This is a genomic window from Allobosea sp. (assembly GCF_030695125.1).
GTDB lineage: Bacteria > Pseudomonadota > Alphaproteobacteria > Rhizobiales > Beijerinckiaceae > Allobosea.
Genome location: NZ_JAUYTP010000031.1, coordinates 116,707 through 141,168, shown reverse-complemented (window position 1 = coordinate 141,168; position 24,462 = coordinate 116,707). Strand labels below are relative to the sequence as shown.

22 protein-coding genes are annotated in these 24,462 nt (G+C 67.5%); 14 read left to right on the top strand and 8 right to left on the bottom strand.

The features are described 5' to 3' along the window. The first annotated feature begins 44 nt into the window (after nt 1–44). Nucleotides 45–1,994, top strand: a complete 1,950-nt coding sequence (locus Q8S38_RS12610; RefSeq protein WP_305680769.1) for a heavy metal translocating P-type ATPase — start codon at nt 45–47, stop codon at nt 1,992–1,994. Between the two features lie 18 nt (nt 1,995–2,012). Here Q8S38_RS12610 and Q8S38_RS12605 read toward each other — a convergent pair whose 3' ends face one another. After that, nucleotides 2,013–2,735: an endonuclease/exonuclease/phosphatase family protein gene (locus Q8S38_RS12605; protein WP_305680768.1), complete on the bottom strand. Its 723-nt coding sequence runs from the start codon at nt 2,733–2,735 to the stop codon at nt 2,013–2,015. A gap of 19 nt (nt 2,736–2,754) precedes the next feature. Next, nucleotides 2,755–4,179 (bottom strand): phospholipase D-like domain-containing protein, encoded by a 1,425-nt coding sequence (locus tag Q8S38_RS12600; RefSeq protein WP_305680767.1) that lies wholly within the window; start codon nt 4,177–4,179, stop codon nt 2,755–2,757. 364 nt (nt 4,180–4,543) lie between these two features. On the opposite strand from Q8S38_RS12600, the gene Q8S38_RS12595 reads away from it, so the two are divergent. Then, nucleotides 4,544–5,155: a hypothetical protein gene (locus tag Q8S38_RS12595; RefSeq protein WP_305680766.1), complete on the top strand. Its 612-nt coding sequence runs from the start codon at nt 4,544–4,546 to the stop codon at nt 5,153–5,155. A gap of 22 nt (nt 5,156–5,177) precedes the next feature. On the opposite strand, the gene Q8S38_RS12590 is transcribed toward Q8S38_RS12595, so the two are convergent. After that, nucleotides 5,178–7,577: a phosphoketolase family protein gene (locus Q8S38_RS12590; RefSeq protein WP_305680765.1), complete on the bottom strand. Its 2,400-nt coding sequence runs from the start codon at nt 7,575–7,577 to the stop codon at nt 5,178–5,180. A gap of 211 nt (nt 7,578–7,788) precedes the next feature. Between Q8S38_RS12590 and Q8S38_RS12585 the strand changes: the two genes are divergently transcribed. After that, on the top strand, nt 7,789–8,001 hold the full coding sequence (locus Q8S38_RS12585) for a hypothetical protein (protein WP_305680764.1): 213 nt from the start codon (nt 7,789–7,791) through the stop codon (nt 7,999–8,001). A 15-nt stretch (nt 8,002–8,016) separates the two neighbouring features. Here Q8S38_RS12585 and Q8S38_RS12580 read toward each other — a convergent pair whose 3' ends face one another. Then, complete coding sequence (locus Q8S38_RS12580; protein ID WP_305680763.1) at nt 8,017–8,736, bottom strand: GntR family transcriptional regulator; 720 nt, start codon at nt 8,734–8,736, stop codon at nt 8,017–8,019. A gap of 98 nt (nt 8,737–8,834) precedes the next feature. Between Q8S38_RS12580 and Q8S38_RS12575 the strand changes: the two genes are divergently transcribed. The 4 genes from Q8S38_RS12575 (at nt 8,835) to uxuA (ending at nt 12,909) form a co-directional block, all read left to right on the top strand. Continuing rightward, nucleotides 8,835–9,815, top strand: coding sequence for a C4-dicarboxylate TRAP transporter substrate-binding protein (locus Q8S38_RS12575; protein WP_305680762.1), 981 nt, complete (start codon nt 8,835–8,837; stop codon nt 9,813–9,815). An 87-nt stretch (nt 9,816–9,902) separates the two neighbouring features. Beyond that, entirely contained in the window at nt 9,903–10,409 is a 507-nt protein-coding gene (locus tag Q8S38_RS12570) for a TRAP transporter small permease (RefSeq protein ID WP_305680761.1), read from the top strand. A 10-nt stretch (nt 10,410–10,419) separates the two neighbouring features. Continuing rightward, on the top strand, nt 10,420–11,697 hold the full coding sequence (locus Q8S38_RS12565) for a TRAP transporter large permease (RefSeq protein WP_305680760.1): 1,278 nt from the start codon (nt 10,420–10,422) through the stop codon (nt 11,695–11,697). A 15-nt stretch (nt 11,698–11,712) separates the two neighbouring features. After that, nucleotides 11,713–12,909, top strand: coding sequence for a mannonate dehydratase (gene uxuA, locus Q8S38_RS12560; protein ID WP_305680759.1), 1,197 nt, complete (start codon nt 11,713–11,715; stop codon nt 12,907–12,909). Between the two features lie 62 nt (nt 12,910–12,971). Here the strand turns inward: uxuA and Q8S38_RS12555 are convergent, their stop codons facing one another. Beyond that, nucleotides 12,972–13,637, bottom strand: coding sequence for a GntR family transcriptional regulator (locus Q8S38_RS12555; protein WP_305680758.1), 666 nt, complete (start codon nt 13,635–13,637; stop codon nt 12,972–12,974). Nucleotides 13,638–13,844: 207 nt separating this feature from the next. Between Q8S38_RS12555 and Q8S38_RS12550 the strand changes: the two genes are divergently transcribed. From Q8S38_RS12550 to Q8S38_RS12520, 7 genes are all read left to right on the top strand, one after another. Further along, nucleotides 13,845–14,879 (top strand): 4-hydroxythreonine-4-phosphate dehydrogenase PdxA, encoded by a 1,035-nt coding sequence (locus tag Q8S38_RS12550; RefSeq protein ID WP_305680757.1) that lies wholly within the window; start codon nt 13,845–13,847, stop codon nt 14,877–14,879. Between the two features lie 69 nt (nt 14,880–14,948). Then, nucleotides 14,949–15,944, top strand: coding sequence for a Bug family tripartite tricarboxylate transporter substrate binding protein (locus Q8S38_RS12545; RefSeq protein ID WP_305680756.1), 996 nt, complete (start codon nt 14,949–14,951; stop codon nt 15,942–15,944). Nucleotides 15,945–16,050: 106 nt separating this feature from the next. Continuing rightward, nucleotides 16,051–16,539, top strand: coding sequence for a tripartite tricarboxylate transporter TctB family protein (locus Q8S38_RS12540; RefSeq protein ID WP_305680755.1), 489 nt, complete (start codon nt 16,051–16,053; stop codon nt 16,537–16,539). Nucleotides 16,540–16,569: 30 nt separating this feature from the next. Next, the gene (locus tag Q8S38_RS12535) at nt 16,570–18,087 is read left to right on the top strand and encodes a tripartite tricarboxylate transporter permease (protein ID WP_305680754.1); all 1,518 of its coding nucleotides are present in this window, start codon (nt 16,570–16,572) and stop codon (nt 18,085–18,087) included. Nucleotides 18,088–18,162: 75 nt separating this feature from the next. After that, nucleotides 18,163–18,378, top strand: coding sequence for an antitoxin MazE-like protein (locus Q8S38_RS12530; RefSeq protein WP_305680753.1), 216 nt, complete (start codon nt 18,163–18,165; stop codon nt 18,376–18,378). Beyond that, nucleotides 18,375–18,710, top strand: a complete 336-nt coding sequence (locus Q8S38_RS12525; RefSeq protein WP_305680752.1) for a type II toxin-antitoxin system PemK/MazF family toxin — start codon at nt 18,375–18,377, stop codon at nt 18,708–18,710. The genes Q8S38_RS12530 and Q8S38_RS12525 overlap by 4 nt, the downstream gene beginning before the upstream one ends. Before the next feature lie 67 nt (nt 18,711–18,777). Then, nucleotides 18,778–19,695, top strand: a complete 918-nt coding sequence (locus tag Q8S38_RS12520; RefSeq protein ID WP_305680751.1) for a dihydrodipicolinate synthase family protein — start codon at nt 18,778–18,780, stop codon at nt 19,693–19,695. A gap of 56 nt (nt 19,696–19,751) precedes the next feature. Here the strand turns inward: Q8S38_RS12520 and kce are convergent, their stop codons facing one another. The 3 genes from kce to Q8S38_RS12505 form a co-directional block, all read right to left on the bottom strand. Beyond that, nucleotides 19,752–20,684, bottom strand: a complete 933-nt coding sequence (gene kce / locus Q8S38_RS12515) for a 3,5-dioxohexanoate:acetyl-CoA acetone transferase (protein WP_305680750.1) — start codon at nt 20,682–20,684, stop codon at nt 19,752–19,754. A gap of 138 nt (nt 20,685–20,822) precedes the next feature. Beyond that, nucleotides 20,823–21,764, bottom strand: a complete 942-nt coding sequence (locus Q8S38_RS12510) for a 3-hydroxyacyl-CoA dehydrogenase (protein ID WP_305680749.1) — start codon at nt 21,762–21,764, stop codon at nt 20,823–20,825. A gap of 169 nt (nt 21,765–21,933) precedes the next feature. Beyond that, on the bottom strand, nt 21,934–24,459 hold the full coding sequence (locus tag Q8S38_RS12505) for a branched-chain amino acid ABC transporter ATP-binding protein/permease (RefSeq protein ID WP_305680748.1): 2,526 nt from the start codon (nt 24,457–24,459) through the stop codon (nt 21,934–21,936). Between the last annotated feature and the right edge of the window lie 3 nt (nt 24,460–24,462).

The following is a 24,462-nucleotide window of genomic DNA, read 5'->3' as shown; positions in this document are numbered from 1 at the left end:
GGGTCATGGCGGCCAGGCGGCCGCCGAAGCGGAGGATGCATCCCATGGCGACGCTCGACAGCCAAGCCGCCATACCGGAGCGGCCCGTGCCAGGCGCGCGACGCCGGGCTCACGACGACGTTCATCAACACGACCCGTTCGAACCTGTTGCGGTCATCCGCATCGCGATCGCGGCGCTGGGGGCCGCGGCCGTCTGGTTCCGCGTCTACGAGCCCGTTGAGCAGGTCAGCGTGATCGGGCTGCTGGCGCTCGCCTTCAGCGTCTGGCCGGTGCTGCGGGAGGCGCTCGCCAATCTGCTCGCGCGGCGCATGACCATGGAACTCTCCATGCTCATCGCCATCGTCGCCGCAGCCGCGATCGCCGAGATCTTCACGGCGCTCGTCGTCACCCTCTTCGTCCTCGTCGCCGAGGAACTCGAGCATCTGACGATCGCCCGCGGCCGTCGTGCGATCGGCGATCTCGTCGCCTTCATCCCGCGCGAGGCGCGCATCCGGCGCGGCGGCGACACGGTGATGGTGCCGGTCGACGAGGTGGCGCTCGGCGACATCGTGCTGGTCAATCCCGGCGAGAAGCTTCCCGTCGACGGCGACGTCGTCGCCGGATTTTCCTCGGTCGACCAGTCCCGCATCACCGGCGAGTCCATGCCCGTCGACAAGACGGTGGGCGGGGCGGTTTATGCCGGGTCGATCAACCACATGGGCGCGCTCGAGATCCGGGTCGAGCGCGTCGGCCGCGATACCAGCTATGGCCAGATCATCGAGGCGGTCGAGGCGGCCGAGCACAGCCGTGCGCCGGTGCAGAAGCTCGCCGACCGGCTCGCCGGCTACCTGGTCTACGTTGCGGCGATCTGCGCTGCCCTGACCTGGCTGATCACGCGCGACATGCGCGACACGATCTCGGTGATCATCGTCGCCGGAGCCTGCGGCATTGCGGCGGGCACACCGATCGCGATCCTCGGCGGGATCGGCCGCGCGGCGCGCCTGGGCGCGATCATCAAGGGCGGCATCCATCTCGAAACGCTCGGGCGCGTCGACACCCTCGTCCTCGACAAGACAGGCACGCTGACGCTGGGCGCGCCGGGCGTCGAGCAGATCCTGCCGGCGCCGGGCGTCGATCCGCTCGAACTGCTGCGCCTGACGGCGGCCGCGGAGATGCGTTCCGAGCATCCGCTCGCCCGCGCCGTCGTCGAGGAGGCGAGCGCGCGGGGCCTGTCGGTGCCGGAGCCATCATCGGCCGAGTTCAAGGTGGCGCGCGGGATCACCGCGGTGGTCGAGGGCCGCACGGTGCTGGTCGGGAACCGGGCGCTGCTGGAGGAAGCCGGCGTCGCGGTGCCGGGGCGCGACCACCCGGTGATCGGCTCGGATATCGTGGTCGCGGCGGATGGGCGCTTCATCGGCGAGATCATCGTCGCCGACGCCCTGCGTCCCGAGGCGAAGGCGGCGATGGCGGCGCTCGCGGCCATCGGCGTCAGGACCCTGCTGTTCTCGGGTGATACGGCCGCGGTTGCGACGAGCGTCGCGCGCGAGATCGGGATCGCCGAGGCGGTCGGTGACATGCTTCCCCAGGACAAGCTGTTGCGCGTGCGTGCGCTGGTCAAAGAGGGCCGCGTCGTCGGAATGGTCGGCGACGGCGTCAACGACGCGCCAGCCCTCACGGCCGCAAGCCTCGGCATCGCCATGGGCGCCGGCACGGACATCGCCAAGGACAGTGCCGACATCATCCTGATCGGCAACGACCTGCTGAAGCTCGTCGACACGCTGCTGATCGCGCGGCGAACGCGGACGGTGATCTGGCAGAATTTCGCGGGAACGCTCACCGTCGACGCGATCGGCATCGCTCTCGCCGCGACCGGCTTCCTCAACCCGGTCATCGCCGCCTTCATCCATGTCGGTTCGGAACTGGTGTTCCTCGGCAATTCGGCGCGCATGCTGCCGCGGGGCGAGGACGAAACCCCGGTCGCCGCCAAAGCCCCGGCCACCGGCAAGGCGGCCTGAGCCGGTCGCCACGCTGCCTCAGGCGGCGCTTTCCAGCCCGGCCTGCCACCGCGAGATGTCGATCCGCGCCGTCAGCGGCAGGTGGTCCGACGCCTTGCGCGCCAGCGTGCTGTCATGGATCGCAAGTTCGGAGATCAGACCTTCCGGCCAGGCCAGGATGCGGTCGAGCGGCAGCATCGGCCGGCGCGAGGGAAAGCTCGGCGGGTGCTTCATATCGGCGAAATGCGGGACGAGCACATCCAGAGCCGAGCGGCGGCCGCGGCGCCATTCGTTGAAGTCGCCGAGCAGGATCGTCGGCATCGGGGTGAGTTCGAGGAAGGCGTGCAGCAGCGTCGTCGCCTGGTCGACGCGCGAGCGCCGCAGCAGGCCCAGATGGGCCGCGATGACGCGAAAGCGCCCCTCGCCGAGGTCGAGTTCGGCGACCACCGCGCCGCGCGGTTCGATGCCGGGCAGCTTCAGGCGAAAGCGCCGGTAGGAGAGGGGCTCACCGCGCACCAGCAGGGCATTGCCATGCCAGCCATGGCCGTCGACGACGTCAGACTGAACCAGGAGATGCAGCCCCGTCTCGCGCAGGATCGCGGCGGGGTCGAGCAGGCCGGTGCGCTGCCCGAAGCGCCGATCGACCTCCTGCAGCGCCACCAGGTCGGCGCCGATTTCCGCCAGCACCGAGACGATCCGGTCCGGTCTGACGCGACGGTCGGTGCCACGGCATTTATGGATATTGTAGGATGCGACCTTCACGCGACCTCGCTCATCACCATCACAGATAGGGCATCAGCAGCCTGGCAGCCGCATCACGAATTTTCACGATCGGCCACCGCGCGTCGATCTGCTCCAGCGTCACAAGGGCGCCGCGCTTGGCGTCGATCAGGCCGCCGATGCGTTTGGCCAGATCGGCGGCATAAAGCTCCATCGTGATCTCGAAGTTGAGGCGAAGGCTGCGCGCATCCCAGTTGGCGCTGCCGATCAGGCACCAATGCTCGTCCATGGTGACGAGCTTGGAATGGTCGAACGGCGCAGGCGAGCGCCAGATCCGGCATCCGGCCTTGAGGAGGGGCCGGATATGGGCCTGCATCGCCCACCCCATCAGCCGGTGGTTGTTGCGGGCCGGGATCACGACATCGACCTCGACACCCCGCAGCGCCGCCAGCTGCAGCGCCGTGATGACCTGCTCGTCGGGCAGGAAATAGGGCGTCGCGATGCGCAGCGAGGATGCGGCGGCGTTGATCGCCGAGAGCAGCACCAGCATCAGCTGGTCGACGCTCTGGTCGGGCCCCGAGGAGATCACCCGCGCCGGCGCCGTGCCAGCCGCATGCGTTACCGGCAGCCAGAGGGCCCCGTCGAGCAGCTCGCCGGTCGAGAAGGCCCAGTCGTCCTGGAAGCTCTCCATGACCTGCCGGACGACCGGCCCCTCGACGATGAAGTGGACATCGCGCACCGGCTCGCGCGGCCGCGTCGCCAGGACATTCTCGGCGCCGATGTTGAGCCCGCCGAGAAAGGCGGTCCGGCCGTCGATCAGCAGGATCTTCTTGTGCAGGCGCAGATCGAGCAGCGGCATCTTCCATGGCAGCAGGGAATGCAGGTAGCGTGCCGCCGGCACGCCCTCGCGTCTCAGTGCGTGATAGGCGCGCGAGAACAGGAAGCCGCCGCCGAAGCCGTCGATCAGGACGCGCACCGCCACGCCGCGGCGATGCGCCCGCACCAGCGCCGCGATGAAGCTCTGGCCGAGCGGGTCGGTGCGGAAGATGAAGGTCGAGAGCGCCACGCTGGAGGTCGCGGCCTCGATCGCCGCCAGCATCCGCGGATAGGCCTCGTCGCCGCATTCCAGCACGGCACAAACCGTGCCGAGCTCGGTCGCCGAACGGGTGATGCGGCCGACCGCCCGCTCGAGACTGCCGGTCGGACCGGCAGGCGCGAGCGCCCGGTGGCGCGCCGTGCCGCTTTCGTCGACGCCACGCAGACGCCGCGCCCGCCGTTTCACGCGGTTGATGCCGAAACCGAGATAGAGCAGCGGCCCGAAGAAGGGCGACAGCCAGGCCAGCCCGATCCAGCCGATTGCGGCCGGCACGTCGCGTTTGCGCAGCAGGGCGTGGATCGTCACCGTGCCGGCGGTGGCGACATGGATCGCCGTCAGCAGCAGCGGGCCGTGAGCGGCGAGGGAGGCGAGCAGCGCGGCGGGATCCATGCCGCTCCCGATACTATGAAGCGCCGCGTTTTGACATCGCCAAAGCCGCGCGCGCGATGCCGCGGCCGGTCAGCCCTGCGCCCGCGCGGCAGAGTTTCCTCCCGCCCGCACGCTCGCCGATGCGACGTTGCCGGCATATGATGATACGGTCACCGCAGGGGCGGTCATTCAAGGAGCCTGGTCTCCCGCGAACCACACATTCGTCCTGCCCCCATGCCGCAACCGCGTTCGCCCGGCCGCGCCGCCCTGTGCGATGCGCCGGCCCGGCGCCCTCACCAAAGGACGCCACGATGACAAGCCTGCTCCGTTCCCTGCTCATGGGGCCCGTTTGCCGCTTGCCGGTCACGGGAGGCGTGTTCGCCTCATGACAATCCGCATGGAGGAGATCGCCAGCGAGATCGTTCGTCTCCAGGGAGAGCTCGATCGTGAGATCGAGGCGCGTCGCAAGGTGTTGGGCTGGGAGGTCAGAAAGCGCATCGTCGCTTTCGAGAAGGGCATCGCTCTTGACCACCGGCGTCTGCGTCTGGGCGTGGCGAGCTTCCTCAGGCGCTCCGCCCTGCTGACCATCCTGACGGCGCCGGTGATCTACTCGCTGATCATCCCGATGGCTCTGCTCGATGCCTGGGCGAGCCTCTACCAGGCGGTCTGTTTTCGGGCCTATGGCATCCCCCGTGTCCGCCGGAGCGCCTACATCTCGCTCGACAGGCGCCATCTGAAGTACCTCAACTGGATCGAGGCGCTGAACTGCCTGTATTGCAGCTATGCGAACGGCGTCGTCGCTTATGTCCGCGAAATCGGAAGCCGCACCGAGCAATACTGGTGTCCGATCAAGCACGCGCTGCGCGTCAGCGATCCTCACCGACGCTACCATGAATTCCTCGAATATGGCGATGCCGAAGGCTATCGCGCCAGGCTCGACGCGTTCCGAAGCGCCTTGCAAGCCGAGGACACACCCAAAACCGACACGCGCGCCTGACGGCTGGGCCTCCTCGCCTGCCTCAGCCGGCCGACCCCTCATGGGGCCAGCGCCAGTCGCGGATTTCGGGCATGTCCTCGCCATGCTCGCGGATATAGGCCGCATGCGCGATCAGCCGGTCGCGGAAATGCTGCCGCGCCCGCGCCGCATCGGAGCCGAGCTCCGGCAGACGGTCGATGGCCGCGATGGCGAGATGGAAGCGGTCGAGCTCGTTCATCACCAGCATGTCGAAAGGCGTCGTGGTGGTGCCTTCCTCGCGGTAGCCGTGGACATGCAGGCCGGCATGGTTGGCGCGGCTGTAGGTCAGCCGGTGGATCAGCTGCGGATAGCCGTGGAAGGCGAAGATCACCGGCTTGTCCGCTGTGAACAGCGCGTCGAAATCAGCGTCGCTGAGCCCGTGCGGATGCTGCTTGCGGCTCTGCAGCGTCATCAGATCGATCGCGTTGACGACGCGGATGGACAGCTGCGGCAGCGCCTCGCGCAGCAGGGCAGTGGCGGCCAGCGTCTCGATCGTCGGGACGTCGCCGGCGCAGGCCATGACGATGTCGGGCTGCGCGCCGCGACGCTCGCTGCCTGCCCAGTCCCAGATGCCGATTCCGGCGGCGGCATGGATGGCCGCATCTTCGATGTTCAGCCATTGCGGCGCCGGGGCCTTGCCGGCGACGATGACGTTGATGCGGTCATAGGTCCGCAGGCAGTGGTCGGTGACCCAGAGCAGGGTGTTGGCGTCCGGCGGCAGATAGATCCGCGCCGTATCGGCCTTCTTGTTGGCGATCAGGTCGAGGAAACCGGGATCCTGATGGCTGAAGCCGTTATGGTCCTGCTGCCAGACATGCGAGGTCAGGAGGTAGTTCAGCGAGGCGATCGGCTGCCGCCAGGGGATCTCGCGCGAGACCTTCAGCCATTTGGCATGCTGGTTCACCATCGAATCGACGATGTGGATGAAGGCCTCGTAGCAGGAGAACAGGCCGTGCCGGCCGGTGAGCAGATAGCCCTCGAGCCAGCCCTGACAGAGATGCTCGCTCAGCACCTCCATGACACGGCCCTCCGGCGCGAGATGCACGTCCTCGGGCAGGATCGCCTCCCGCCAGACGCGCTCGGTGACGTCGAAGACGGCGTCGAGCCGGTTTGACGCCGTCTCGTCGGGGCCCATGATCCGGAAGTTACGGGCCTCCGCATTGAGCGAGACGACGTCCTTCAGGAATTTGCCCATCACCCGCGTCGCCTCGGCGACCGCGCCTCCGGGGCCGGGCAGGGCGATGGCGAAGCGGCGATAGTCGGGCAGCTTCAGCTCGCGCTTCAGCAGTCCGCCATTGGCATGGGGATTGGCGCCCATCCGGCGTGTCCCCGACGGCGCCAAGGCCTGCAACTCCGGCTTCAGGCGCCCGTCGCCGTCGAACAGCGTCTCGGGCGCATAGCCGCGCATCCAGTCTTCGAGCAGCTTCAGATGCTCCGCATTGCCGCGTGCATTGGCGATCGGCACCTGATGCGAGCGCCAGAAGCCCTCGACCTTCTTGCCGTCGACGGTCTTCGGCCCGGTCCAGCCCTTGGGGCTGCGCAGCACGATCATTGGCCAGCGCGGCCGCCCCGCGACCCCGGCCCCGGAGCGGGCCTGCGCCTGGATCGCGCGGATGCGGTCGCAGACCAGGTCGAGCGTCCCGGCCATCTGCTGGTGCATCAGGTCCGGCTCGCTGCCCTCGACGAAGAAGGGCTCATAGCCATAGCCGACGAGCAGGCTGCGCAATTCGTCGGCCGGCATGCGGGCGAGGATCGTCGGGTTGGCGATCTTGTAGCCGTTGAGATGCAGGATCGGCAGGACGGCGCCGTCATGCACCGGATCGAGGAACTTGCTCGAATGCCAGGCGGCGGCGAGCGGCCCGGTTTCGGCCTCGCCATCGCCGACGACGCAGGCGACGATCAGATCGGGATTGTCGAAGGCTGCCCCGAAGGCATGAACCAGCGCATAGCCGAGCTCGCCACCCTCATGGATCGAGCCCGGCGTCTCCGGCGCGGCATGGCTGGGGATGCCGCCGGGAAAGGAGAACTGGCGGAACAGCTTGCGCAGGCCCTCCGCGTCCCGCGTGATATCGGGATAGGTCTCGCTGTAGGTGCCTTCGAGATAGGTGTTGGCGACCATGCCCGGCCCGCCATGGCCCGGGCCGCAGACATAGAGCATGTCGAGGTCGCGCGCCGCGATCACCCGGTTCAGATGGGCGTAGATAAAGTTCAGCCCCGGTGTCGTGCCCCAATGACCGAGCAGGCGCGGCTTGACGTGTTCGGGCGTCAGCGGCTCGCGCAGCAGCGGATTGTCCAGCAGATAGATTTGGCCGACCGAGAGGTAATTCGCCGCGCTCCAGTAGCGGTGGAGGAGCGACAACTCTTCGGGGCTCAGAGGGCTCGGGCTCGGCGTTGCTTGGCTCATCGGAGGCGTCCTTCGCGGTTGCCGGCGGAAGGGACCACGCCGTCTGGCCGCGCGCCCTGATCGAGCGCAAGCGATCTCGAAGTTTTACGATGCGGGTCGCGCCGCCGGCAGGTCCGGGGCAAGGTCAACCGAGGCAGGTCAACCGAGACAGGTCAACAGAACGGCGCGTCCGTCGTATAGCTCACGAACTTCAGCGAATCGCGAGAGTTCCATGGCCAAGCTCTGCCAGTTCACCTCGCCGGCCGACGGCAAGCCGGTTTACGTCAACCCCGACCAGGTCAGCGTCGTCTACGCGTTCAAGGGCGAGCCGCCGGACACGATCATCGCCTTCGGCAAGGACTTCATGCTCGGCGTAGCGGAGAGCCTGGAAGAGACCGTGGCCCGGCTCGACGCCGCGACGGCGCCGCCGCCCTCCATCGGCTGATCAAGGCCTGCAGCCTCAAGCCGGCATCGGCCGCGCATGCGGGGGCACGTCGCTGCGGTCGAACACGTCGGGAAAGCGGTCGGCCAGGCGCGGCAGCGCGCTCAGGATTTCCCGCAGATGGGTCCGCATCGCCGCCTCGGCCCGCTCGGGATCGCGCGCCTTGATGGCCTCGAGAATGGCCTCGTGCTGGGCGATCAGCAGCGCCAGCGGCGAGGCGTCCGGCAGGCTGAGATAGCGCACCCGGTCGGTCTGGGCGCGCGCGCTCTCGACCACGCGCAGCGCCGGGTCGCATTCGACGCAGTCGGCAATGGCGCGGTGGAAGGCCTCGTCGAGCGCATAGAAGCGAGCTGAATCGCCGGCCTCCGCGGCCTGCTTCTGGTCGGCGACGAGCTGTTCGATCCGCGCCACGCCGGCTGAATCGATCAGTTCGGCGGCGCTGCGCACCAGCGCGCATTCGATCGCCTCGCGCACGAAGCGGGCGTTGAGCACCTCCCGCACCGAGATCTTGACGACATAGGTGCCCCGGCTCGGCAGGACCTGGAGCAGGCCGGCCTCCGCCAGCTTGATGAAAGCCTCGCGCACCGGCTGGCGGCTGACGCCATAGCGCAGGGCGACCTCTTTCTCCGAAAGCGCCTCGCCGGGCTTCAGGCGCATCTCGATGATCGCCTGCCGCAGGATCTGGATGATCTGCGGGACGATGGGGTCCGCCAGTTTCAGCGCAACAGGGCTGTGCATACGGCTTGCCTTCTCCCAAGGTAGGGGTATCATACCGGTATGGTGCCATACATCAATGCGTCCCGAGACGCGTCGAGCACCGCAAGGGAGGGTATCAGATGTTTACCGTGAACAGGCGCACGCTGTGCGCGCTCGCAATGGGGGCTGTCGCCCTCGCGCTGCCCGCCGCCGCCCAGGCGCAGGCCCAGCTCAACGTCAACACCGCGTTGACCCGTGACGACCCGCTCTACAAGGGTCTCGAGCGGATGCGCGACCGTGTCGCCGAGCGCTCCAAGAACCAGCTCACCATCCGCATCTTCCCGGGCTCGCAGCTCGGCAAGGATGAGGACGTGCTGGAGCAGGCCCGCGCCGGCGCCAATGTCGCCGTCGTGGTCGATGGCGGCCGGCTGGCCGTTTTCGTCAAGGAGTTCGGCGTGCTCAGCGCGCCCTATCTCGCCGATGGCTTCCAGGGCGTCCGCAAGGTCGTGACCTCGCCGCTGTTCGAGACCTGGGTCGCCAAGCTGAGGACGACCTCGGGCCATCAGGTCCTGTCGTTCAACTGGTGGCAGGGGGATCGCCACCTGATCACCAACAAGCCGGTCAAGGTCCCCGCCGATCTCGCCGGTGTGCGCATGCGCACCCCGGGCGCACCGGTCTGGATGGAGACGATCCGGGCCATGGGCGCGACCCCGACGCCGATGGGCTGGGGCGAGGTCTATCCCGCCATGCAGCAGAAGGTGATCGACGCCGTCGAGGCGCAGCACCCCGCCACCGTCGGCTCGAAGCTCTTCGAGGTCGCCAAGCACGTCACCAAGACGAGCCATTTCAACCTGATCACCGGCATCGTCACCAGCGCCGCCTGGTTCGACAAGCTGACGCCCGAGCTGCAGACCATTCTGCGCGAGGAATCGCTCGCCGCCGGTGATTTCGCCTCCAAGCTGACCGAGGACTCGCTCGCCGGCTTCGAGGAGACGATGAAGAAGAACGGCATGACCATCACCGAGGTCGACAAGAAGCCCTTCATCGACGCGACCCAGGGCGTCTACGAGAAGCTCGGCTACAGCGATCTGCGCGCCGAGGTCCTGAAGCTCCTGAAGTAACGACGCCGGCGTCTCGCCAGCTCCCACCCGGCGGCGCGCCTCCGCGCGCCGCCGCCTTTCCGCGCGCATCGAACGGACGAAGCCGCCATGTCGCAATTCCTGATCTCGGCCGAATTCCTGGTAGCCAAGGTGCTGCTGGCGGCGATCGTGGTCCTCGTCTTCCTCGCCGCGCTCGGCCGCAGTTTCGGCTACCCGCTGATCTGGTCGATCGATATGGCGCAGCTGCTGTTCATCTGGGTCTGCTTCCTCGGGGCCAACCGGGCGATGCGGCTCAAGGCGCATATCGGCGTCGATCTGTTCGTGCGGAAGCTCCCGCGGACGCCGCGCTGGTTCATCGAGATCGGTCTCGCCTTGCTGGCGCTCGCCTTCCTCGTCGCGCTGGCCGTCTCCGGCTACCGCCTGACCCTCCTGAACTGGCAGCGCGTCTATGGCGACAGCGGCATTTCCTATGCCTGGGTCACGGCGGCCGTGCCCGTGGGGGCGGCACTGCTGGCGGTCACCATCGCGATCAATCTCGTCCATGCATTGCGGACGCGTTCGCTGGTCTTCGCCACCGACCGGAGCCCTGGCAGCTCCAACAGCCATCTCGGGTGAGGCGTAACCAATGTTGATGCTCTGGGGTCTCTTCTTCCTGCTGATGTTCCTGGGCATGCCGGTGGCGCTGGCCATCGGTATGTCCGGCTTCTCCTTCTTCGTGTTCTCCGGCTCGATTCCGCTCGGCATCGGCGTCCAGCAGATCGCTACCGCCTCGCAGAGCTTCCCGCTGCTCGCCGTACCGTTCTTCGTGCTGGCCGGGCACATGATGAACAAGACCGGCATCACGCACCGGCTGATCGCTTGCTCCAACGTGCTGGTGTCCTGGATGGCGGGCGGTCTCGCCCAGGTCTGCATCCTGCTCTCGACGCTGATGGGTGGCGTCTCCGGCTCGGCCGTGGCGGATGCGGCGATGGAAGCGCGCATCCTCGGCCCGGACATGATCCGCAAGGGCTATTCGAAGGGCTTCACCTGCGCGGCCATCGCGGTCGGGTCCCTGATCACGGCGACGATCCCGCCGAGCCTGGGCCTGATCCTCTACGGCTTCGTCGGCAACGTCTCGATCGGCCGCCTCTTCCTGGCGGGCGTCATTCCCGGCCTGCTGATGATGGCGGCGCTGATGACGGTGGTCTGGCTGGTGGCGCGCAAGCGCGGCTACCATTCCGCGACGAAGGAACTGCCCACCCGGCAGGCCGTCTGGCGCGCCGTCGTCGACGCCAAATGGGCACTGCTCTTCCCCGTCGCGCTGCTGTTCGGCATCCGGGCGGGCATCTTCACCCCCTCCGAGATCGGCGCCTTCGCCGTCGTCTACGCCGTGGTCGTGGGCATCTTCCTGCACAAGGAGTTGACCTTCGAGAGCTTCATGGAGGCGCTGGGCGAGGGGGTTCTCGATGTCGGCGTGATCATGCTGATCATCCTGCTCTCGGGCATGGTCGGCTACGCGCTGATCTTCGAGCAGGCGCCGCAGGAGGTCGCCGAATGGATGCTGGGCCTGTCCCAGAACCCGCTGGCGATCGTGCTGCTGGTGCTGTTCTTCTTGCTGGTCGCCGGCTTCTTCGTCGAGAGCACCGTGCTCGTCCTGCTGCTGACGCCGATCTTCGTGCCGATCATCACCAAGCTCGGCGTCGACCCCGTGCATTTCGGCATCCTGATGATGTCGATCGTGACGCTCGGCTCGATGACGCCGCCCGTCGGCGTGGCGATGTACACGGTCTGCTCGATCCTCGATTGTTCGATCGAAGAGTATCTCGTCGAATCGCTGCCCTTTATCGCCGCGATCCTCGTCGTGGTCGGCTTCCTGGCGCTGTTCCCCGGCGTCGTGCTGTTCCTCCCCAACCTCCTGATGTGATCCGAGATTGATCCGATGAAACAGACCTGGCGCTGGTTCGGCCCCGACGACGCCGTCACACTCGCCGCCGCCCGCCAGGCCGGCGCGAGCGGCATCGTCACCGCCCTCCACCACATCCCCTATGGCGAAGTCTGGAGCGTCGCCGAGATCGAGAAGCGCAAGGCCGAGATCGCGGCGCCGGGCTTCGGGCTCGACTGGTCGGTGGTCGAGAGCCTGCCCATCCACGAGCGCGTCAAGCTCGGGGAGGGCGATCTCGAGCCGATCTTCGCCAATTACCGCCAGTCGCTGGCGAACCTCGCCGCCTGCGGCCTGAAGACGATCTGCTACAACTTCATGCCGGTGCTGGACTGGACGCGGACCGAGCTCGACCATCCGCTTCCGGCCGGCGCGCGCGCGCTGCGCTTCAACGCCCATGAATACCTCGCCTTCGACTGGCTGATCCTCGAGCGGCCCGGCGCGGAAGAGGGCCAGTCCCCGGAGCTGCGCGCCAGGGCGAAGGCCTGGTTCGAGGCGTCGTCCCAAGCCGACCGCGACCGCCTGCTCGCCAACATCATGGCCGGCCTGCCGGGCGCCTATGACCGCTACGACGTGCCGGCCTTGCGCGGCATGCTCGCGCGCTATGCCGGCATCGACGCGCAGGCGCTGCGGGCGAACTTCGCCCGCTTCCTGCGCGCGGTCATCCCCGCCGCGCAGGAGCTCGGCATCCGCATGTGCGTGCATCCCGACGACCCGCCGCGCCCGCTCTTCGGCCTGCCGCGCATCGTCTCGACGGAAAGCGACATCGAAGCCGTCCTCGCCATGGTCGATCTGCCGGCGAACGGGCTGACGCTCTGCTCGGGCTCGCTCGGCGCCCATCCCGACAACGACGTTCCGGCCATCGCGCGCCGTTTCGCCGACCGGATCTGGTTCGCGCATCTGCGCAACGTCGCCAAGGACCCCGATGGCTCCTTCATGGAAGCGGAGCATCTCGGCGGCGACACCGACATGGTCGCGCTGATCGCGGTGCTGCTCGACGAGGAGGCGAGGCGCCGCGCCGAAGGGCGCGACGACTGGGAGATCCCGATGCGGCCTGACCATGGCCACGAGATCCTCGACGACATCGGCCGTGGCAGCTTCCCCGGCTATCCGGCGATCGGCCGCCTGCGTGGCCTGGCCGAACTGAGGGGCGTCATGACGGCGCTCGCGCACCGGCCGACGGGCCGGCAGGGCTGATCCCGCCGTCCTGCCGCCATAAACACGGGCGGCCCCGCAGGGGCCGCCGCTGTCTGTTGCCGCTAGAGGACCTCGCGGACCCGCAGCAGGGTGGAGTCCATGTGCTGGCCGATGATGCGGCTCAGCTCCGCGGCATCGCGCTTGAGCAGGGCGGACATCATCTCCTCATGCTCGGCGACCGCGCCGGCCCATTTGACCGGGCCTTCATTGCCGACGAATCGCAGCCGCTTGATTCGCGATTGCAGCGTCCCGTGCATTTCGATCAGAGCGGCATTGCCGGAGGCCGCGACGATCGCGCTGTGGATCGCCTGGTTCAGCTTGAAATATTCGAGGCGGTTGCGGGTCTGATAGAGCGCCATCATCTCGCGATGCAGCGCATGGATCCCCTCGATCGTCGCATCGCTGGCGGTTTCACAGGCGATGCGGCCGCCGAGCTGCTCCAGCGCTTTCAGGACCTCCAGCACATCGGCGAGATCACGGGCCGAGAAGCGCCTGACGATCGCGCCCTTGGCCGGGAGGATCTCGACGAGACCTTCGCTGGCCAGCGTCTTGATCGCCTCCCGCAGCGGCGTGCGCGAGACGCCGAGCTGCGCCCCGACCAGACCTTCGTTGATGCGCTGCCCCGGTTCGAGCCGCCCCTCGATGATCATGTCGCGAACCCGCTCCAGCACCTCGTCATGGAGGGTCCGCCGCGTGATCCGGGGATAGTCGATCGCAGGCTCGCTCATCGCTTGTGTACCTGTCCTGTCTGCGCCGGTTACGACATGCGCACCGCGCGCTGTCAAACGCCGGACGCAGCCCGCGCTGTCCGAAAGTGCCCAATCACCTTGCCTGCCGGGGGAGTTGAATATGCTGCATGCAGCATACTTGCCGGCAAGAAAGTCCTGTGTTAGCCAGATGGCCTCGCAGCGACAAGGCAGGAAATGGAGCAGGGCATGAGCGAGCGGATGGAGGGCGGACTGCCGGTGATCGCCGTGGCGATGGGCGACCCTTCGGGCATCAGCCCGGAACTGACCGCCCGCATCCTGGCCGAGCCCGATCTGCGCGCTGCCGCGCGCTATGTCGTTTTCGGCGATGCGCGGCTGCTCGCGCTCGGCATCGAAGACGGCTCGGTGGATCCGCAGGTGCGGCTCGTGCGGGACGGCGAGCCCCTTCCGCTTGGCGACCGGCCCGTCTTCGTCGATCTCGGCAATCACGATCCAGCCGATTTGCAGCGTGGCAAGGCGACGCTCGCGGGCGGCAAGGCCGCGACCGAGAACTTCCGCCGCGCGCTCCAGTTCGCAGCCGCCGGCCAGGCCGATGCGGTCTTCTTCACGCCCTTCAACAAGGCGGCGATGCGTTTTGCCTATCCCGGCTATGACGACGAAATCCGCTTTGTGCGCGACGCCATCGGCTTCGAAGGCCCTGCCAGCGAGTTCAACATCCTCGGCAAGCTCTGGAATGCGCGGGTGACCTCGCATATTCCGCTCTCGGAGGTTGCCGCCAATGTCACGCAGGAGCGCATCCTCAAGGCGTTGACGCTGGCCGACGCCAATCTGCGCCTCGCCGGCTTCGAGCCGCCGCGCATCGCGGTCGCGGGCATCAACCCCCATGCGGGCGACGGCGGCAATTTCGGCCGCGACGAGATCGACACCATCGAGCCCGCGGTGAAGGCCGCAAAGGCGAAGGGCTTCACCGTCGAGGGGCCGTTTCCCTCCGACACCGTGTTCCTGCGCGCCCGCAACGGCGATTTCGACGCCGTTCTCACAATGTATCACGACCAGGGCCAGATCGCGATGAAGCTGATCGGCTTCGACAGCGGCGTCACCTTGATCGGTGGCTTCCCCTTCCCGATCTGCACCCCCGCCCATGGCACCGCCTACGAGATCGCCGGCAAGGGCATCGCCAATCTCGGCGCGACGCGGGCCGCGCTCGCGCTCGCCATCAAGATGGCGCAGGACGGCAAGGCGAGGGCCAAGGCCGCCGCCTGAGCCGGCCATCCTTTCAAAAGCCGCCATCCAAGAGCGGCCGCGAAAACCGATCATCCAGGGAGACAACGCATGAAGAGCTTCAGCATCACAGCCGCACTCGCCGGCGCCATCGCGATCAGCGGAGCCACTGCCGCCCATGCATGGCAGCCGACCAAGCCGGTCGAATTCGTCGTCACCTCGGGCGCCGGCGGCGGCACCGACAATTTCGCCCGCATGATCCAGTCGATCATCAGCAAGCACAAGCTGATCGACCAGCCGATCGTGGTGGTGAACAAGGGCGGCGGCTCGGGCGCCGAGGGCTATATCCACGGCAAGGCCGGCAAGGGCGACGCCCACCGCGTCGTCTTCGGCACCAACAACGCCTATCTGCTGCCCTATGTCGCCAAGCTCGGCTACAAGGTCTCCGACCTGACCCCGGTCGCGGCGCTGGCGCTCGACGAGTTCCTGCTTTGGGTCAAGGGCGATGCGCCCTATGCCGATGCCAAGAGCTACATCGAGGCGATCAAGGCCAAGCCGATGGGCTTCAAGATGGGCGGCAGCCAGTCCAAGGACACCGACCAGACGCTGACGATGATGATCCAGGAGGCCACTGGCGCCAAGATGATCTACGTCCCGTTCCAGGGCGGCAGCGCCGCGGCCGTGCAGCTCGCCGGCGGCCACATCGACTCCAACGTCAACAATCCCAACGAGAACATCGGCCAGTGGAAGGCCGGCCAGGTGAAGCCGCTCTGCGTCTTCTCGCCGGTGCGCCTCGCCAAGGGCGAGCCCGTCTTCGAGGGCAAGGGCTGGGGCGATATTCCCACCTGCAAGGAAGCCGGCCTGCCGATCGAGACCTTCCAGATGCCCCGCACCGTCTGGCTGCCGGCCGAGGTGCCCGCCGATGCGGTCGCCTTCTACGAAGGCGTGCTGGAGAAGGTCTCCAAGACGCCGGAGTGGCAGGAGTTCGTTACCCGCACGGCCCAGACCGCCCGGTTCATGAAGGGCAAGGAGCTTGCCGATTTCGTCGCCAGGGACGATGCGGCCAACAAGAAGGTCTTCCAGGCCGAGGGCTGGGTCGTCAACTGACGCAGCCCGGCCGATGCCTCTCCGGACGGCCTCCCGGCCGTCCGGCTTGTCTTCGAACACTCCCTGCCAGTTTCGAGCGGCCGCTCCGGCCGGGAGGAAACGCTCCATGATCACGCGCTTCTGGGCGGAAACCGCGACCGCGCTCGTCACGCTCGCCTTCGGGCTGGTCGTCGTCTGGGGCGCGCTCGAATTCGGGATCGGCTGGGACTCGTCGGGTCCGCAGCCCGGTGCCTTTCCCTTCTACACCGGCGCCCTCGTGGCGCTCGCCAGTGTCGGGACGTTGGTGGTCACCTTCGCCCAGCGCCGGCGCGGGGCGCCCATCGTCGGGGAGATCTTCCTAGATCGCGAGCGGGCCGGCCGCGTGATCGCCTTCTTCGCGCCGCTCGTCGGCTTCGTGCTGATCACGGCGTTCGCCGGCATGTATGTCGCCACCATCGCCTATCTCTTCTACGCGATGCGCTTCCAGGGCGGCTATGGCTGGCTTGTGTCGGTCGCCAGCGCGCTGGGCGCGGCGCTCGTCTTCTATCTCGTGTTCGAGCGCTTCTTCCAGATCGGGCTGCTGAAGGGCCCGGTCGAGCGCCTGATCGGGCTTTAGAGCCCGCCGTTCGCCAACGAGGACGCCGCCATGGACAACATCGCCTCGCTGATGCACGGCTTTTCGGTCGTGCTCACCACCCACCATATCATGCTGATGATGGCGGGCGTGCTGCTGGGCATCCTCGTCGGCGTGCTGCCGGGCCTCGGCGCGCCCAACGGCGTCTCGCTGATGCTGCCGCTGACCTTTACCATGGACCCGGTCTCGGCGATCATCCTGCTGACCTCGCTCTACTGGGGCGCGCTGTTTGGCGGCTCGACCACATCGATCCTGTTCAACATTCCCGGCGAGCCCTCCTCGGTGGCGACGACCTTCGACGGCCACCCCATGGCCAAGCAGGGCCGCGCGACGGAAGCCCTCTCCTTCGCCTTCCTCTCGGCTGGCATCGGGGCGCTGGCCGGCGTCATCCTGATCACGCTGCTCTCCGGCTGGGTCGCGAAATTCGCGCTGCGCTTCTCCTCGCCGGAGTATTTCGCCGTCTATTTCATGACCTTCGCGAGCTTCATCGGGCTCGGAGGCGCCTCGCCCTTCAAGGCGGTCGTCGCCATGGGCGTCGGTTTCGCGCTCGCCTCGGTCGGCATGGACTCGGTCTCCGGCAACATCCGACTGACCTATGAGTTCGACATCCTGCTCGGCGGCATTTCGTTCCTGATCGCGGTGATCGGCCTGTTCGGTATCGGCGAGTTGCTGCTGACGATGGAGGAGGGGCTGCGCTTCGAGGGCGTCGCCGCAAAGGTTCGCGTCCGCGATGTCCTGCGGACCGCGGCGAAGCTGCCGCGCTACTGGGTCGCCCTGTTGCGCTCGAGCGCCATCGGGATCTGGATGGGCATCACGCCGGGCGGTCCGACGGCGGCCTCCTTCATGAGCTACGCCATGGCGAAGCGCTCGTCGCGCAACCCGGAGAAGTTCGGCAAGGGCGAGCCCGAGGGCGTGATCGCGCCCGAGACGGCCGACCATGCCGCCGGCTCCGCCGCGATGCTGCCGATGCTCGCGCTGGGCATCCCCGGCTCGGCCACCGCCGCCGTGATGATGGGCGGCCTGATGATCTGGGGGCTCAACCCCGGCCCGATGCTCTTCATCGAGCGCCCGGACTTCGTCTGGGGGCTGATCGCCTCAATGTACCTCGGCAATGTCGTCGCCGTGGTCGTGGTGCTCGCCACGGTCCCGCTCTTCGCCTCGATCCTGCGCATCCCCTTCTCGATCGTCGCGCCGCTGATCGTGATGATCTGCTTCATCGGCGCCTACACGGTCGCCAGCAAGGAGTTCGACATCTGGGTCGCGCTCGCCTTCGGCATTGTCGGCTATATCTTCAAGAAACTCGACTATCCGATCGCGCCGCTGATCCTGGCCATGGTCATCGGCGACAAGGCCGAGGATGCCTTCCGCCAGTCGATGATCTTCAGCCAGGGCTCGCTCTCGATCTTCTGGTCGAACCCGCTGGTCTCGACGCTGATGGGCATCGGGCTCGCCCTGCTGCTGCTGCCGCTGATCGGCTCGGCCGTCCGCACGTTGCGCGGCCGGACCGTGACGGTCGCGGCCAAGGGCTGAGCCGCCCATGCCGCTACCGATTGCGGGTCCTGGCGTAACGCGTTACGATCTCCGCTCGAAACGGGAGGCCGTCTCATGTCCGCGGTCGCAGAACGGATGCGCGAGATGCGGCAACGTCGGCGTGAGCAGGGCTTGCGCGAGGTGCGCTTGCTGTTGCCTGACGCGCGCTCGCCCGCGGTTCGCGCCCGGATTGCCGAACAGGTCGCCCGCCTCGATCCCGATGACGAGCTGGCAGCGCTGCGCTGGATCGAGTCGGTCTCCGAATTCGACAATCCTGACGAACCCGAATGAGCCTTCGCCGCGGCGACGTCGTGATCGTCTCGGCCGCCGGCGACTATGGCAAGCCGCGACCGGCGGTCGTGATGCAGAGCCGGGCCATGCCCGATGCGCACGCTTCCGTGGTCCTTTGCCAGATGACGTCCTTGCTGATCGATGCTCCGGATTTCCGCATCACGATAGAACCGACGCCAACAAACGGATTGCGCGAGCGCTCGCAGGTCATGGCCGACAAGCCCGTCACGCTGATGCGCAGCCGGATCGGGGACCCGATCGGGCGCCTGAGCTCCGACGAGACGACACGGATCGCCGCCGCGATTGGCTTCGTCATCGGCCTGTCCGACTGATCATGCCGCCGCCTCGATGCCGCGCGGCCGAATCCATCCCGCTCTTCCCGCAACGATGAGACCCACCATGACCGAACCCTACAAGGGCATCCTGCCGATCGCTCCGACCATCTTCCACGACAATGGCGACCTCGATCTCGACGGCAACCGCCGCGTGATGGATCTGATGGTCGACCAGGGCGTCGACGGCATCTGCATCCTCGCGAACTTCTCCGAGCAGTTCCTGCTCACCGATGCCGAGCGCGAGCAGGTGATGCATCTCTCGCTGGAGCAGGTCGCCGGGCGCGTGCCGGTGATCGTCACCACCTCGCATTTCTCGACCCGCATCGCCGCCCAGCGCGCCAAGGCCGCCGCCGATGCCGGCGCCAAGATGCTGATGATGATGCCGCCCTATCACGGCGCGCTCCTGAAGGCCGACGAGCAGGGCATGATCGAGCATTTCAAGCAGGTCACTGAGGCCTGCGGCTTGCCCGTCATCCTGCAGGATGCGCCGCTCTCGGGCGTCACGCTGACCGTGCCCTTCATGATCAGGCTGGCGAAGGAGGTGCCGCTCGTCCGCTATTTCAAGATCGAGGTGCCCGGCACGGCCAACAAGCTGCGCGCGCTGATCGAGGCCGGCGGCGATGCGGTGGTGGGCCCCTTCGACGGCGAGGAGGCGATCACCCTGATGGCCGATCTCGACGCCGGCGCGACCGGCACGATGACATCAGCCATGATCCCCGATCTGATCAAGCCGATCCTCGCCGCCCATGCGGCGGGTGACCGCAAGCAGGCGGCGGCCCTCTATGCGAAGGTCCTGCCGATCATCAACTTCGAGAACCGCCAATGCGGCCTGCGCTCGGCCAAGGCGGTGATGAAGGAGGGCGGCGTGATCAAGTCGGAGGCCGTGCGCCATCCGCTGACGCCGCTGCATCCCAAGACCCGCGAGGGGCTGATCGAGCTCGCCCGCGAACTCGATCCGCTCGCCCTGCGCTGGGGGAAGTAACCCAGACCCTGGCGACACGCTCTCCAGGACGAAGCAGCAAGGGTCTGCCGCCGCGTCTAGAAATTGACCTTGTCGGCGCCTTTGAGCTGAAGCACTGCGCGGGCGTCGTCGGGGGTGGCGACTTCGAGGCCGAGTCCCTCGATGATCATCCGCGCCGCCCGGACCTGGTCGGCGTTCGACTTGGCGAACTGACCCGGGCCGAGCCAGAGCGAATCCTCCAGGCCCACCCGCAGATTGCCGCCCATCGAGACCGCCATGGCGGCGATCGGGAGCTGATGACGTCCCGCGCCCAGCACCGACCACTGGTACTGATCGCCGAAGAGCCGGTCGGCCGTGCGCTTCATGTGGATGACGTCTTCCGGGTGCGGCCCGATGCCGCCAAGGATGCCGAAGACCGACTGCACGAAGAAGGGCGGCTTCACCAGTCCGCGATCGACAAAATGCGCCAGCGTGTAGAGATGGCCGATGTCGTAGCACTCGATCTCGAAGCGCGTGTTGTTCTCCGCGCAGGTGGTCAGGATGTTTTCGATGTCCTGGAAGGTGTTCTTGAAGATCCGGTCCTTCGAGCCTTCGAGATAGGGCCTCTCCCAGTCGTGCTGGAAGTCCTTGAACCGCGCCAGCATCGGATAGAGCCCGAAATTCATCGAGCCCATGTTGAGCGAGGCGACCTCCGGCTTGAAATGCGCGCAGGGGCCCAGCCGCTCCTCGACGCCCATCGTCGGCGCGCCGCCGGTGGTGATGTTGATGACGCAGTTCGAGCGCTGCTTGATCACCTTCAGGAAGGGCTCGAAGGCCTCGGGCGACTGGTCGGGCTGGCCGGTGACGGGGTTGCGCGCATGGACATGCACCAGCGCCGCCCCGGCCTCCGCCGCCCCCACCGCCGCGTCGATGATCTCTTCCGCCGTCACTGGAAGATGCGGCGACATCGACGGCGTATGGATCGCGCCGGTGACCGCGCAGGTGATGATGACTTTGCGGTTCTTCGCCATGGCAGAGGTGTCCTTTCGGCTGTTCGTATCGTCTGTCGGCTCATCGTCATTGCGAGCGGAGCGAAGCAATCCAGGAGGACATCGAGCGCGGCCGCCCCTGGATTGCTTCGCTGCGCTCGCAATGACGGCTAAGGCTCTTCATTCCGGCTTGCTTTTCGAGGCGCGCTTGTGCGCCTGCAGTGCCGCCAGCCGCGTGTCGCGCCAGTCGCTCAGACGCTTGACGCGGTCGGGCGACTGCGCGCCGCGCCATTCGCTCATCACGGTCTCGACCGTCGCCGTGTCGAACGGATTGCCGAGCCCCTCGGACGACTTCACCATGCGGTCGAGCGAGGCGGAATAGCGCGCGCAGTAGTCGGGGATGCCGCCGGGCGCGTTGAGCTCGATCGTCTCGAACGGCCCCATGAAGGACCAGCGCAGGCCCAGGCCATCGCGGATCGTCTTGTCGACATCCTCGGCGCTCGCGACGCCCTCGCCGACGATGCGGAAGGCCTCCGCCAGCAGCACGGCCTGCAGCCGGTTCAGAACGAAGCCGGGCTTTTCCTTGCGCAGCACGATCGGCACCTGGCCGGCCTGCTCGTAGATCGCCTTGGCCCGCTCGACCACCGCCGGGTCGGTCCAGGGCGCCGGCGCCAGCTCGACGATCGGCACGAGATGAGGCGGGTTGACCGGGTGTGCGACGAGGCAGCGCGACCGGCCCGCCAGGGTCTCGCTGAACACCGAGGCCATGATGAAGGAGGTCGAGGAGGCCAGGATGGTGGATGGCGGACAGAGCGCATCCATCTCGGCGAAGAGCTGCTGCTTGGCCGCGACGGTTTCCGGCCCGTTCTCCTGCACGAGGTCGGCGCCGGTCAGCACGTCGGCGAGGTCGCCGGCGACGCGGATGCGGGACAGCGAGCCCGCCGGGTCGGCGACCAGCCCATGGCCCGCGAGTTCCTCGAGATTGGTGCCGATATGGGCCCGCGCCGCCTCCGCCGCGCCGGGCGCGACGTCATGCAGCGCGACGGAACAGCCATGGCTGGCGAAGACGGTGGCCCAGGCGCGGCCGATCAGGCCCGAACCGACGATGGCGATGCTGGTCATGGGAGGTAGTCCTTCGGGCAAGTCATGTTTCGGCCCTCATCCTGAGGAGCGATCCGCAGGATCGCGTCTCGAAGGATGCTCCAGATGCTTCCGGAATCTCCTGGACCATCCTTCGAGACGCCGCTGCGCGGCTCCTCAGGATGAGGGCTGAGAAAGAGAACGGTTTGGCTCACAGCCACAACACCTGCCGCCGGAGCGCGAGATCCTGGCTCAGCGCCCGCGAGGGGCCGGTGTGAACCACCGTGCCGCGCTCCAGCACGACGGTGCGGTCCGACAACGCCAGCGCGAGGTCGAGATGGTGGTCGACGATGACGATGCCGATCTCCTGGCGGAGCTTGTCGAAGGCCTCGAACAGTTCCTCGACGACGGCCGGCGCCAGCCCCTCGAAGGGCTCGTCGAGCAGGAGCACGCGGGTGTCGCCCGAGAGCGCGCGCGCCACCGCCACCATCTGCTGCTCGCCGCCAGACAGATAGTCCGCCGGCGAGTGCCAGCGCTGCTTGATGCGCGGGAAGAAGGCGAAGATCTTGTCGTCGTCCCAATGCGTGCCGTTGCCGGTGACGCGCTTGAGCCGGCCGAGCTCCATATTGTCCTTGACGCTCATGCCAGCGAACAGCCCGCGGCCCTGCGGCACATAGGCGATGCCGGCGCGCGCGATCGAGGCCGGTGGCTGGCCGGCGATGTTCTGGCCCGCCAGCGTGATCGTGCCTGTCGCCGGCGGGGCGATGCCGGTGATGGTCTTCAGCAGGGTCGACTTGCCGGCGCCGTTGCGGCCGAGCAGCGCGACGATCTCGTTTTCATGCACGTCCAGCGAGACCTGCCGCAGGATGTGGCTCTTGCCATAGAAGGTATCGACCTTGTCGAGGCCGAGCAGAACGCCCGATCGCGCCGCGCTCTGGCGCGGTTTCTCGGCGAGTGCATGGGCGCCCGAGCCGATATAGATCTCCTGCACGCGCGGCGATGAGCGCGCATCCTCGACCGTGCCGTCGACCAGCACCGAGCCCTCGTTCATCACCGTCACATGGTCGGCAATGGCGAAGACACGGTCGATGTCATGCTCGACCAGCAGCACCGGCAGGTCGGTCGAGATCGACTTGATCAGATTGCCGACGCGCTCGCGCTCGGCCGCCGCCAGGCCCGCCAGCGGCTCGTCGAGCAGCAGCACGCGCGGCTTGGTCGCAAGTGCCAGGCTCATGTCGAGCAGCCGCTGCCCGCCATAGCTCAGCGATCCCGCCTCCGCCGTCTCGATGCCGCGCAGGCCCATCGTGTCGATCACGGTGGTCGTCTGGGCGTTGACTTCGTCGAGCGCCCCGGCCGGCCGCCAGAAGCCGAAGCGTGCGCTGGCGCGGGCCTGCACGGCGAGCCTGACATTCTCCTCGACCGACAAGGTCGGGAACAGGTTGGTGATCTGGAAGGCGCGCCCGATCCCGGCCTGCGTGATCGCCTCGGGCGACATCCCGCCGATCGAGCGCTCGCGCAGCCGCACCTCGCCGCGATCAGGCGGGAACAGACCGGAGATCAGGTTGAAGGCCGTGGTCTTGCCGGCGCCATTGGGGCCGATCAGCGCATGCAGCCGGCGGTCGGCCATGGTGATGTCGACGCCCTCGACCGCCTTGATGCCGCCGAAGCTCTTGGCCAGCCCCCGCGCGGTCAGGATCGGCCCGTCGGTCGGGTCGCTCGGCTTCATGAAGGCCGGCAGCGTCACAGTGCCGGCCTTGCGCTCCGACATCGCGGCATCGCCCACGACTGATTTGCGGAAGGGCCGCAGCAGGCGCTCGCCGAAGCCGACGATGCCGGTCGGCGAGAACACGATGAAGCCGACGAAGAGCAGGCCGAACCAGAACAGCCAGTTCGGCGTGATGCTGGAGAGGTAGTCGCGGAAGATCACGAAGAACAGCGCGCCCAGCGCCGGCCCGAGGAAGGAGCGCATGCCGCCGATGACGACCATCGCCAGCAATTCGCCGGAGAAGGCGACCGAGATCGGCTCGGCCGAGGTCATCCGGTTGTTGAACAGCAGCAGCGAACCGGCCAGCCCCGTCAGCGCGGCCGACAGCGTGAAGGCGATCAGCTTGTAGCGGTCGGTGGCATAGCCGAGGAAGCGCGCCCGCTGCTCGTTCTCGCGGATCGCCACCAGCACGGTGCCGACGGGCGAGCGATGGAAGCGCCAGAGGCCATAGACCACCGCCATGCCGATCAACGCGACGAGGACATAGAAGCGCGAGGCCTGCTCGAAATCGATGCCGAGGAACAGCGGCCGCTTGATGCCGCCGAGCCCGTCCTCGCCGCCGGTCACTGCCGTCCAGCGGAAAGCGACCGAGTAGGTCATGGCGGCCAGCGCCAGCGTCAGCAGCGAGAAGTAGACCCCTTTGCGGCGCAGGATCAGCGCCCCGAACGCAAACGCGATCAGGCCGACGAACAGCACAGCCAGGAGGATCGGCAGGGCGAACTGCCCCGGCAGCCAGTTGCGCTGGATCAGCCCGGCGGCATAGGCGGCAAGCCCGAACCAGGCGCCATGGCCGAAGGAAACCAGTCCCGTCGTGCCGACGAGGATGTTCAGTGCCATGCAGGCGATGGCGAAGACGACGATCTCGGTCGCCGACGTCGTGCCGAGCCCGATGACGTCCATCAGGAAGGGCAAAGCGAGGAGGCCGGCAGCGGCGATGAAGAGAGGCGCGTGGTCGCGCTGGAGGGGAGTCATCGC

What these genes read in the sequence shown, in the direction of transcription:
- Q8S38_RS12610 (WP_305680769.1), top strand. Translation starts at nt 45, where the DNA reads ATGGCGACGCTCGACAGCCAAGCCGCCATACCGGAGCGGCCCGTGCCA.
- Q8S38_RS12600 (WP_305680767.1), bottom strand. Translation starts at nt 4,179, where the DNA reads ATGGATCCCGCCGCGCTGCTCGCCTCCCTCGCCGCTCACGGCCCGCTG.
- Q8S38_RS12595 (WP_305680766.1), top strand. Translation starts at nt 4,544, where the DNA reads ATGACAATCCGCATGGAGGAGATCGCCAGCGAGATCGTTCGTCTCCAG.
- Q8S38_RS12590 (WP_305680765.1), bottom strand. Translation starts at nt 7,577, where the DNA reads ATGAGCCAAGCAACGCCGAGCCCGAGCCCTCTGAGCCCCGAAGAGTTG.
- Q8S38_RS12585 (WP_305680764.1), top strand. Translation starts at nt 7,789, where the DNA reads ATGGCCAAGCTCTGCCAGTTCACCTCGCCGGCCGACGGCAAGCCGGTT.
- Q8S38_RS12580 (WP_305680763.1), bottom strand. Translation starts at nt 8,736, where the DNA reads ATGCACAGCCCTGTTGCGCTGAAACTGGCGGACCCCATCGTCCCGCAG.
- Q8S38_RS12575 (WP_305680762.1), top strand. Translation starts at nt 8,835, where the DNA reads ATGTTTACCGTGAACAGGCGCACGCTGTGCGCGCTCGCAATGGGGGCT.
- Q8S38_RS12570 (WP_305680761.1), top strand. Translation starts at nt 9,903, where the DNA reads ATGTCGCAATTCCTGATCTCGGCCGAATTCCTGGTAGCCAAGGTGCTG.
- Q8S38_RS12565 (WP_305680760.1), top strand. Translation starts at nt 10,420, where the DNA reads ATGTTGATGCTCTGGGGTCTCTTCTTCCTGCTGATGTTCCTGGGCATG.
- uxuA (WP_305680759.1), top strand. Translation starts at nt 11,713, where the DNA reads ATGAAACAGACCTGGCGCTGGTTCGGCCCCGACGACGCCGTCACACTC.
- Q8S38_RS12555 (WP_305680758.1), bottom strand. Translation starts at nt 13,637, where the DNA reads ATGAGCGAGCCTGCGATCGACTATCCCCGGATCACGCGGCGGACCCTC.
- Q8S38_RS12550 (WP_305680757.1), top strand. Translation starts at nt 13,845, where the DNA reads ATGAGCGAGCGGATGGAGGGCGGACTGCCGGTGATCGCCGTGGCGATG.
- Q8S38_RS12545 (WP_305680756.1), top strand. Translation starts at nt 14,949, where the DNA reads ATGAAGAGCTTCAGCATCACAGCCGCACTCGCCGGCGCCATCGCGATC.
- Q8S38_RS12540 (WP_305680755.1), top strand. Translation starts at nt 16,051, where the DNA reads ATGATCACGCGCTTCTGGGCGGAAACCGCGACCGCGCTCGTCACGCTC.
- Q8S38_RS12535 (WP_305680754.1), top strand. Translation starts at nt 16,570, where the DNA reads ATGGACAACATCGCCTCGCTGATGCACGGCTTTTCGGTCGTGCTCACC.
- Q8S38_RS12530 (WP_305680753.1), top strand. Translation starts at nt 18,163, where the DNA reads ATGTCCGCGGTCGCAGAACGGATGCGCGAGATGCGGCAACGTCGGCGT.
- Q8S38_RS12525 (WP_305680752.1), top strand. Translation starts at nt 18,375, where the DNA reads ATGAGCCTTCGCCGCGGCGACGTCGTGATCGTCTCGGCCGCCGGCGAC.
- Q8S38_RS12520 (WP_305680751.1), top strand. Translation starts at nt 18,778, where the DNA reads ATGACCGAACCCTACAAGGGCATCCTGCCGATCGCTCCGACCATCTTC.
- kce (WP_305680750.1), bottom strand. Translation starts at nt 20,684, where the DNA reads ATGGCGAAGAACCGCAAAGTCATCATCACCTGCGCGGTCACCGGCGCG.
- Q8S38_RS12510 (WP_305680749.1), bottom strand. Translation starts at nt 21,764, where the DNA reads ATGACCAGCATCGCCATCGTCGGTTCGGGCCTGATCGGCCGCGCCTGG.
- Q8S38_RS12505 (WP_305680748.1), bottom strand. Translation starts at nt 24,459, where the DNA reads ATGACTCCCCTCCAGCGCGACCACGCGCCTCTCTTCATCGCCGCTGCC.